Here is a 437-nt window from a genome sequence, read left to right as displayed (position 1 = left end):
CTCTTTCCGCACGAGCGACGTGTAGAGAAGCGGCGGGTAGTCAACCATCTCACTGAGGCCACTCAGTTTCCCGAGCCAGAAGGACGCATCCGAGATTGTACCCGAGAGTTCCTCATCAGTCACTAACTCACGTGTTGATGGGAGCGGTTCGGGCTTGTAGTACGAGCGCTGGCCGTAGGGTATGCGCTCTCCTGGTGCGTGTTCGCTAAACTCCCATGTCTCCATTGCATACCACGCTCGTATCTCGGCCTGTGAATTAAATTTGATAGGTAAAATTGTAACCCACGGTGCGATGTTCTTCCATTAGCTATAGCCAAGCTAGGGGACAATGGGTCACAGGCCTCGCTAGCCAGCGAACGAGCGCTGGCGAGCATCGAGCGCGTCAGCGACGATTTATTGGAGAAGGTCGACCAGTTCGAGAAGCGTGTGGACGAGCT

The 437-nt window shown here is 54.9% G+C and carries 1 pseudogene; it reads right to left on the bottom strand.

The window, feature by feature from the left end:
• Positions 1–225, bottom strand: a pseudogene (locus EXE45_RS18010) (Fic family protein); the annotation flags it as partial.
• Positions 226–437: the final 212 nt, after the last annotated feature.

Source organism: Halorubrum sp. SP9, assembly GCF_005435015.1.
Lineage (GTDB): Archaea > Halobacteriota > Halobacteria > Halobacteriales > Haloferacaceae > Halorubrum > Halorubrum sodomense.
Note: the sequence above shows the minus strand (reverse complement) of the source record. Positions and strands in the feature narration are given on the sequence as shown.